The organism is Williamsia limnetica, assembly GCF_003217475.1.
GTDB lineage: Bacteria > Actinomycetota > Actinomycetes > Mycobacteriales > Mycobacteriaceae > Williamsia > Williamsia limnetica.
The window spans coordinates 117,482-125,756 of sequence record NZ_QJSP01000015.1 but is presented as its reverse complement, the minus strand read 5'-3'; the positions used below and the strand labels follow the sequence as shown (position 1 = coordinate 125,756).

Annotated in this window: 9 protein-coding genes; 3 read left to right on the top strand and 6 right to left on the bottom strand. The window is 62.2% G+C overall.

Annotated features, from left to right (window positions below):
- On the bottom strand, positions 1-512 hold a 512-nt coding region (locus DFR67_RS23055; RefSeq protein WP_211325142.1), incomplete at its 3' end, for a cbb3-type cytochrome c oxidase subunit I.
- A 279-nt stretch (positions 513-791) separates the two neighbouring features.
- Here DFR67_RS23055 and DFR67_RS23050 point away from each other — a divergent pair.
- The gene (locus DFR67_RS23050; RefSeq protein WP_110471816.1) at positions 792-1,763 is read left to right on the top strand and encodes a TroA family protein; all 972 of its coding nucleotides are present in this window, start codon (positions 792-794) and stop codon (positions 1,761-1,763) included.
- Between the two features lie 102 nt (positions 1,764-1,865).
- Positions 1,866-2,357, top strand: coding sequence for a beta-class carbonic anhydrase (locus DFR67_RS23045; protein WP_110471815.1), 492 nt, complete (start codon positions 1,866-1,868; stop codon positions 2,355-2,357).
- Positions 2,358-2,448: 91 nt separating this feature from the next.
- On the opposite strand, the gene nrdF is transcribed toward DFR67_RS23045, so the two are convergent.
- From nrdF to DFR67_RS23020, 5 genes are all read right to left on the bottom strand, one after another.
- Positions 2,449-3,453, bottom strand: a complete 1,005-nt coding sequence (gene nrdF / locus DFR67_RS23040; protein WP_110471814.1) for a class 1b ribonucleoside-diphosphate reductase subunit beta — start codon at positions 3,451-3,453, stop codon at positions 2,449-2,451.
- A gap of 40 nt (positions 3,454-3,493) precedes the next feature.
- The gene (nrdE, locus tag DFR67_RS23035) at positions 3,494-5,698 is read right to left on the bottom strand and encodes a class 1b ribonucleoside-diphosphate reductase subunit alpha (protein ID WP_110471813.1); all 2,205 of its coding nucleotides are present in this window, start codon (positions 5,696-5,698) and stop codon (positions 3,494-3,496) included.
- Positions 5,674-6,174, bottom strand: coding sequence for a class Ib ribonucleoside-diphosphate reductase assembly flavoprotein NrdI (nrdI, locus tag DFR67_RS23030; protein ID WP_110471812.1), 501 nt, complete (start codon positions 6,172-6,174; stop codon positions 5,674-5,676). Before nrdI ends, nrdE begins: the two co-directional genes overlap by 25 nt.
- 48 nt (positions 6,175-6,222) lie before the next feature.
- Positions 6,223-6,474, bottom strand: a complete 252-nt coding sequence (locus tag DFR67_RS23025; protein ID WP_110471811.1) for a redoxin NrdH — start codon at positions 6,472-6,474, stop codon at positions 6,223-6,225.
- A gap of 365 nt (positions 6,475-6,839) precedes the next feature.
- On the bottom strand, positions 6,840-7,403 hold the full coding sequence (locus DFR67_RS23020) for an NADPH-dependent FMN reductase (protein ID WP_110471810.1): 564 nt from the start codon (positions 7,401-7,403) through the stop codon (positions 6,840-6,842).
- 238 nt (positions 7,404-7,641) lie between these two features.
- Here DFR67_RS23020 and DFR67_RS23015 point away from each other — a divergent pair, with 238 nt between their 5' ends.
- Positions 7,642-8,274, top strand: coding sequence for a TetR/AcrR family transcriptional regulator (locus DFR67_RS23015; protein WP_245938107.1), 633 nt, complete (start codon positions 7,642-7,644; stop codon positions 8,272-8,274).
- The last annotated feature ends 1 nt before the right edge of the window (position 8,275 follow it).

Here is an 8,275-nt window from a genome sequence, read left to right as displayed (position 1 = left end):
CACAGGTCCGCACCCGCGCCCGGCGAATGCACCGCATCGGTCAACGGGGTGTACGCGGTCCAGCCGAAGTCAGCAGCACCGCCGGGGGTGATGAAGCCGGCCACCGCGACACTCGAGCCGAACAGGAACAGCCAGAAGCTGAAGGCATTCAGCCGCGGGAACGCGACGTCGGGTGCGCCGATCTGGAGAGGGAGAACAACGTTCGCGAAGCCGATGACGATCGGCGTGGCGTACATCAGCAACATCACGGTGCCGTGCATCGTGAACAGCTGGTTGTACTGCTCGGTCGAGAGGAACTGCAGTCCCGGCACCGTCAGCTCGGACCGCATCAGCAGAGCCATCAGCCCGCCGATGAGGAAGAACGCGAAGCACGCGACCAAGTACATGATGCCGAGCATCTTGTGGTCGGTGGTCGTCAACATCTTGTAGATGAACGACCCCTTGGGCCCCGTGCGCTCGGGGTAAGGGCGTACCGGAGCCACCAAAGTAGTGGGCTGGTCTACCGCGGTCACTGATCCTCCTACCTGCGTGGCCACTCCGGAACGCCGCCGGGCGAGATACTCTCCCGCCCACGACATGAGGGCACGGCGATGAATGTGCGCTGTGCACGATCGTATCCCGTCGCGAGAGCGCCGTTTGAGTGGGTCCTACGAAGTGTCGTATTTGATTTGAGCAACGACCTGGGCAGCTCGAAGCCGCGGCGGTCGGCACTACCGCGAGTGCTAGTTTGTTCGAGAATTCAACCCGTGTCCGCCTGCCCGCAGAACCGAAAGAGTCCTTCAGTGAGCAATATGAGCCGCCGTCCGCGCGGTTGGGCGGCTGTGATGCTTGCCGCGCTGGTCAGCGCGACGGTGAGTGGCTGTATCGACTCCGAGGTGCCCGGCGGCGAGGGCACGATCACCACGACGACCACTCGGATCGCGTCGGTCGATCTGGTCGACCCGAAGCGGGACACCAATCTGACGTGTCAGCCAACCGCCGGCGCAGACCCGGGCGCACCAGATCCCCAACGAATCCTGGTCGCCGACCCGAATCTGCTGGACGCGCTGTGCGCTCTGGGTCTGCAGTCCCGGGTTGTGGCCAGCACGACGGTCGGTGGATCGCTGCCGACCTTCATGGGCGAGCAGGTCCATGATCTGCCTACCATCGGCGAAAAAGCCAGGCCCGATGTGGCCATGGCGACCGCGGCGAACCCGGACCTGGTGCTCACCACCGGTGACTCGCCGCTCGCTGACGCCATGGGCTCCACCGAGGTCGTGCCGATCGATCCCGCGCAGGACTGGGAGAAGCGGTTCTCGGCCGTCGCGGCTGCGGTGGGCCGTACGGGCGCAGGTGAAGAACGACTGCAGGCCTACCGGAACGGGTCCAAGGCGGTCGGCGACCGTATCGGTGCCCGGTATTCGCAGGCATCACTGGTGCGCTTTGCCAAGGATTCCGAGATCGTGGAGGGCACTGACGCCTTCGCGGCGCAAGTCCTCACCGATATCGGGGTTCAGCGGCCGCCGGGCCAACGGGAACCCGACGCCACGGTCATCGACGACAAGAATTTCGAGATCGCCGACGGCGATGTCGTCTACGTCAGCTTCCAGGGCGCTGCCGGCGAGAAGTACGGCACATCCGTCATGGAAAGCGACCGCTGGCTGGACATGGGTGCTCCGAGCTGGCGTCGGGTGCTGATCGTCGCCGACGACGTCTGGTACAGCGCGGGCGGTCTGTCGGCGGCGAACGTCGTTCTGGGCAATGTCCGGGACTCACTGAACTGATCCGCGGATCAACCATTCGCGGTGGTCGGCCGATCGGATGGGATTGAAATCACGCTGAGGGCAACCCTGTGCCCCTTCTGATGCGCCCATGAGCATGAGTGCATGACTGTCACCGACGAATACCTGGACAACAATCGCGTCTACGCAGCGCAGTTCTCCGGTCCCCTACCCCTTCCACCGAGCCGCCATGTTGCAGTCGTGGCGTGCATGGACGCCCGCCTCGACGTCTACCGCATTCTCGGACTCAGGGATGGCGAGGCGCACGTCATCCGCAACGCTGGCGGCGTCATCACCGACGACGAGATCCGCTCGCTGGCGATCAGCCAGCGGTTGCTGGGCACCACCGAGATCATCCTGATCCACCACACCGACTGCGGCATGCTGACGTTCACCGACGATGACTTCAAGCGCGGAATCCAGGACGAGCTGGGCGTCAAACCGTCCTGGTCCGCCGAGGCCTTCCCCGATCTCCATGAAGACGTCGAACAGTCGCTCGCTCGCATCGAGAAGTCACCGTTCGTCACCAAGACCACGTCGTTACGCGGGTTCATCTTCGATGTGGCTACCGGAAAGCTCGAAGAGGTCGCTGCCTGATCACAGCACCACCAGAATTCGCGCCACCTACGACGAAACGCGCCAGTTGCAACTGGCGCGTTTCGCTGTAGGTGGCGCGAACTTCAGGGGATCAGAAGTCCCAGTCCTCGTCTTCGGTGTTGATGGCCTTACCGATGACGTACGAGCTACCGGATCCCGAGAAGAAGTCGTGGTTCTCGTCGGCGTTCGGTGACAGTGCCGACAGGATCGCCGGGTTCACGTCCGTCTCGTCGCGCGGGAACATCGCCTCGTAGCCGAGGTTCATCAGCGCCTTGTTGGCGTTGTAGCGCAAGAACTTCTTGACGTCTTCGCTGAGGCCGACGTCGTCGTAGAGCGCCTCGGTGTAGTCGGTCTCGTTGTCATACAGCTCGAACAGCAGCTCGAAGGTGTAGTCCTTCAGTTCCTGACGACGCTCGGCCGTCTGGGTCTCCAACGCACGCTGGTACTTGTACCCGATGTAGTAACCGTGGACGGCCTCGTCACGAATGATCAACCGGATCAGGTCGGCGGTGTTGGTGAGCTTTGCCCGCGACGACCAGTACATCGGCAGATAGAAACCGCTGTAGAAGAGGAACGATTCGAGCAGCGTCGAGGCGATCTTACGTTTGAGGGGGTCGTCGCCACGGTAGTAGTCCATGACGATGCGGGCCTTGGTCTGGAGCTGCTCGTTCTCCTCGGACCAGCGGAACGCCTCGTCGATGTCCTTGGTGGAGCACAGCGTCGAGAAGATCGAGCTGTAGCTCTTGGCGTGCACCGACTCCATGAACGCGATGTTGGTCAGCACCGCCTCTTCGTGCGGGGTGCTCGCGTCAGGGATGAGGCTGACCGCGCCGACGGTGCCCTGAATGGTGTCGAGCAGCGTCAGGCCGGTGAAGACCCGCATGGTGAGCTGCTTCTCGACCTCGGTGAGCGTGCCCCACGATGGGATGTCGTTGGACACCGGCACCTTTTCCGGCAGCCAGAAGTTACCGGTCAGGCGATCCCAGACCTCGGCATCCTTCTCGTCGGGGACGCGGTTCCAGTTGATCGCCGAGACCCGGCTGACCAGCTTGATCGGCGCGCCGTCGGCCGGGCTGTGGCTCTGGGTGGACGTCATCGTGTTCCCCTGGTGGTCGAAGTTGTTGTCGTGCAAGTGATCACAGCATGCATGAGACGCAGTTCTCCACTTCTGTCCCCTCGAGCGCCATCTGACGCAAGCGGATGTAGTAGAGCGTCTTGATGCCCTTGCGCCATGCGTAGATCTGCGCTTTGTTCACATCGCGGGTGGTGGCGGTGTCCTTGAAGAACAGCGTCAGGCTCAGACCCTGATCGACGTGCTGGGTCGCCGCGGCGTAGGTGTCGATGATCTTCTCGTACCCGATCTCGTACGCATCCTGGTAGTAGCCCAGGTTGTCGTTGTCCATGAACGGAGCCGGGTAGTAGACGCGGCCGATCTTGCCCTCTTTGCGGATCTCGATCTTCGCGGCCACCGGGTGGATCGAACTCGTCGAGTGGTTGATGTAGCTGATCGATCCGGTCGGCGGCACCGCCTGCAGGTTCTGGTTGTAGATGCCATGCTCCTGCACGCTCGCCTTGAGTTCGCGCCATTCGTCCTGCGTCGGAATCGCGATTCCGGCCTGCCCGAACAGCTCTCGGACCTTGTCGGTCTCAGGCTCCCAGGTCTTCTCGAGGTACTTGTCGAAGAACTCACCGGTGGCGTACTTGGACCGCTCGAAACCACCGAACGCCTTGCCACGCTCCTTGGCGATCCGGTTCGAGGCCCGCAGGGCGTAGAACAGCACCGTGTAGAAGTAGATGTTCGTGAAGTCGATGCCCTCTTCGGACCCGTAGTAGATCCGCTCGCGAGCGAGGTATCCGTGCAGGTTCATCTGGCCGAGGCCGATGGCGTGCGAGGCGTCGTTGCCCTCCTGGATCGACGGCACCGACGTGATGGCGGTCTGGTCCGACACCGCGGTCAGGCCCCGGATCGCGGTCTCGATGGTGTGCGCGATGTCAGGTGAGTCCATCGTCTTGGCGATGTTGAGCGACCCCAGGTTGCACGAGATGTCCTTGCCCACATGCGAGTAGGTCAGGTCATCGTTGAACGTCGAAGCGGTCGAGACCTGGAGGATCTCCGAGCACAAGTTCGAGTGGGTGATCTTGCCGTCGATCGGGTTGGCGTTGTTCACCGTGTCCTCGAACATGATGTACGGGTAGCCCGACTCGAACTGCAGCTCCGCCAGTGTCTGGAAGAATTCGCGCGCCTTGATCTTGGTCTTGCGGATCCGGCGGTCTTCGACCATCTCGTGGTACTTCTCGGACACGCTGATGTCGGCGAACGGCACCCCGTAGATGCGCTCCACGTCGTACGGGCTGAACAGGTACATGTCGTCGTTGCGCTTGGCGAGCTCGAAGGTGATGTCCGGGATCACGACCCCGAGTGAGAGTGTCTTGATCCGGATCTTCTCGTCCGCGTTCTCCCGCTTGGTGTCGAGGAAGCGGTAGATGTCGGGGTGGTGGGCGTGCAGGTACACCGCGCCGGCACCCTGACGGGCTCCGAGCTGATTCGCGTAGCTGAAGGAGTCCTCGAGCAGTTTCATGATCGGAATGACGCCCGAGCTCTGGTTCTCGATCTTCTTGATCGGGGCACCGTGCTCACGAATGTTGCTCAGCAGCAAGGCAACTCCACCGCCGCGCTTGGACAGCTGGAGCGCGGAGTTGATCGAGCGACCGATCGATTCCATGTTGTCTTCGATGCGAAGCAAGAAGCACGACACGGGCTCGCCACGCTGCTTCTTACCCGAGTTGAGGAACGTGGGAGTGGCCGGCTGGAAGCGACCTTCGATGATCTCGTCGACCAGGTGCCGGGCCAATGCGGTGTCGCCGTCGGCAAGGGTCAGTGCCACCATCGACACCCGATCCTCGAACCGCTCGAGGTAACGCTTGCCGTCGAACGTCTTCAGTGTGTACGAGGTGTAGTACTTGAACGCGCCCAAGAACGTCGGGAAGCGGAATTTCTTGCTGTAGGCGTGATCGAAGAGTCCCTTGACGAACTCACGGTCGTACTTCGCCAAAACCTCTGGCTCGTAATAGTTTTCCTCTACGAGGTACTTGAGCTTCTCCTCCAGGTTGTGGAAGAAAACAGTGTTCTGGTTGACGTGCTGCAGGAAGTACTGGTTGGCCGCTTCGCGGTCCTTCTCGAACTGGATCTTGCCGTCGGCGTCGTACAGGTTGAGCATCGCATTGAGTGAGTGGTAGTCCATCTCACCCGGGTCGCGCCCGGACGGGTCTGCGTGCGTCCCGGACTTACTGCCCGAGGCGTCCACTCGCACATCGGTTACTGGGGTTGCGGTTGGCGACACTGTGCTGGCTCCTGTGCGAGTTGATCATGTGCAAATTGGTGGAGTCCGGTCCGGACCCGCTCGACGTCCTCGGTGTCACCCATCAGTTCGAACCGATAGAGATAGGGCACCTGACATTTGGCCGAGATGATGTTGCCGGCAAAGCAGAACTCTTCACCGAAATTGGTATTCCCCGCCGCTATGACAGCGGTGATCAAGGAACGGTTGTGTGGGTTGTTCAAGAAACGGATGACCTGCTTCGGAACGAAGCCACCGACCTCGCCCGACGCCTTACCTCCCCCATAAGTGGGGCAGATCAGGACGTAGGGCTCGTCGACGGTGAAACTGCCGTCGTGGTCGATCAGCGGGATCCGGCGCGCTCGCAGACCGAGCTTTTCGACGAATCGGTGCGTGTTCTCCGAGACACTCGAGAAGTAGACGATCAGCGGCGCCTCGAGGGACTCTGCGTCTGTGGTGTGTCCGGGAATCTTCCCCATATCCCGACCTCCACGGTGTTGCTGACGGGTAGAGCTGAGAACGGTGGATCAGGCAGCTGCCGCGACGAGCGCCTTGATGCGATCGGGACGGAAGCCCGACCAGTGGCTGTCACCGGTGACGACAACCGGGGCCTGCAGGTAGCCGAGCGCCATGACGTAGTCGCGGGCGTCGGAGTCTTCGGTGATGTCGACGATCTCGTAGGCGAGACCGTTCTTCTCGAGGGCCTTGTACGTGGCGTTGCACTGCACGCACGCAGGCTTGGTGTAGACGGTGATGGTTGCGGTGGCCGAAGTTGTCATATCCCCAGAACTCCCTCTTGACGTGCCGATGGCCGGTTGATGCGACCTGCCCAAATGTGTTTCAAATCTTGATTCTGTCGGCCCGTCGGTGCTGTTCCTCAGGTTCAACCCCTTGCGGCCGTTCAGTGTTCCAAACACTACACCTAGTGTCTGACATTCGTGAAAGACACAACACGTTGCGAATGACATTCATGAAAGTCCCAGGTCGCACGGGTGCACCAGCCTGAATTCCGGCGTGTCTCGGCGTGTCGTGCGTCACATAGTCGTGTGCCCATGATCCGACAGACACAAACGTCCCCGTCAGCGATGCACGAGGGCTGTTGTTCTGCCTCGGACGGTGCTGACGGGGACGATGGTGGGCTTGATCAGGCAGTGACCTCGGCAGTCGCGGCAGCGAGGACGGCGACGGCCCTGCGCAGTTGCTCGACGACCTCGGGCACGTCGGTGACCGGTCGGCCTTCAAGCGTTCCGATGGGGAGGTGCAGTTCGATGTCTTCGACCACGCGGCCACCGGCGATTCCCACCGAACGACTGGTGTCGTCGTGCGACCACTTACCGCCGAACTGTGCGAGCGCGGCTCCGACCACCCCTACGGACTTACCTGTGATCGCACCCGCCCCGTAAGGACGCGAGAGCCAATCGATCGCGTTCTTCAGCACGGCCGGGATCGTCCCGTTGTATTCCGGGGTCGCGATCAGCACGGCATCGGCGTCGGCGACGGCCTTCCGCAACCGGACGACCTCCGCATTCACCGGATCGACGTCGATGTCCTCGTTGTAGAACGGCAGCAACTCCAGTCCGGAATAGAGCTCCACCTCGACCCCGGCAGGAGCGTTGTCGGCCGCCACCTGGGCGAGCGACCGGTTGACCGAATCCCTTCGCAGACTGCCCACCAATACCAGGATCTTCGTGTTGTTCTTGTCGTCCATCACAGCTCTCCTCGATTTCACCGCCGTTGACCACCCGGCCTCCGCACGTCGAACACTTGACACCGATCAAAACGGACCGTGGTCCGAATCTATTCCGGATCGTGGCACCCGATACAGTCGGGTTGTGTCAACGCCCTCTCGGCACCCGTCGCAGGGTGTGGACCCGAAACACACCGGCAACAGCGAAGCGCTGCCGGTCTTCGACCTCGGTTCACCCACACCCCCGACCCACAGGGCGCTGCCCCTGTCGAACGCCCACCAGCACGTCTTCCCGATCCTCGAGTCGGGCGACTCCGAACGCGCCGACGCCGCTCGCAACCGTCAGCTGCTCATGGAGGCCGCGACTCGCCTGATCGAATCGCAGGGGGCCTCGGCGGTGACGATGGACGCGGTGGCTCGTGAGGCCGGCGTCGGCAAGGGCACGGTCTTCCGCAGATTTGGCAACCGCACGGGTTTGATGCTGGCACTGCTCAACCACTCCGAAGTGCAGTTGCAGCAGGCATTCTTGACCGGACCGGCGCCGTTGGGTCCGGGCTCGCCCGGTGAGCGGGTCGACCCACTCGACCGCCTGATCGCGTTCGGACGAGCGCGGCTGGCGACGGCGTCAGCGCACCTGGACATCTTGCTCGAGGCCGAGGACACCGGCCCCCAACGCTTCAGTCACCCCACCCGCACAGTCATCGTCATGCACACACGAATGCTGTTGACCCAAATGGGTTTCCGAGGAAACCTCGAGGTGATGTGCATGGCGATCCTGGCGCCGTTGGAAGCGCCGGCGATCCACCACATGCGCACCAACGACAGTATGTCCGTCGAGGAGATCGGCGACTACTGGGAGAACCTGGTTCGCGCGCTTCGCCCTCCGTCGTGAG